The following is a 300-nucleotide window of genomic DNA, read 5'->3' on the forward strand; positions in this document are numbered from 1 at the left end:
TGGTTAGTTATCGAGATGGTGCGGAAGGAGAGACTTGAACTCTCACACCTTACGGCGCCAGAACCTAAATCTGGTGCGTCTACCAATTTCGCCACTTCCGCAGCTCGATATCTACTGTTATTAGACGTCGCTAACAACTAAATTATGGTGGCTACGACGGGATTTGAACCTGTGACCCCATCATTATGAGTGATGTGCTCTAACCAGCTGAGCTACGTAGCCATCTTTTTGAGCGAGACAATATAATACAATCCACACTCATGCGCCAATGGTTTTTTAAACACTGACCCATTTGAATAA

At 44.7% G+C, this 300-nt stretch carries 2 tRNA genes; both read right to left on the reverse strand.

Annotation, left to right across the window (positions count from 1 at the left end):
• Positions 1-16: 16 nt before the first annotated feature.
• Positions 17-101, reverse strand: a tRNA-Leu gene (locus tag VOR_RS0112245).
• 44 nt (positions 102-145) lie between these two features.
• Positions 146-222 (reverse strand) — tRNA-Met (locus VOR_RS0112250).
• Positions 223-300 lie beyond the last annotated feature (78 nt).

Origin of the sequence: Vibrio ordalii ATCC 33509 (genome assembly GCA_000257205.1) — a bacterium.
GTDB lineage: Bacteria > Pseudomonadota > Gammaproteobacteria > Enterobacterales > Vibrionaceae > Vibrio > Vibrio ordalii.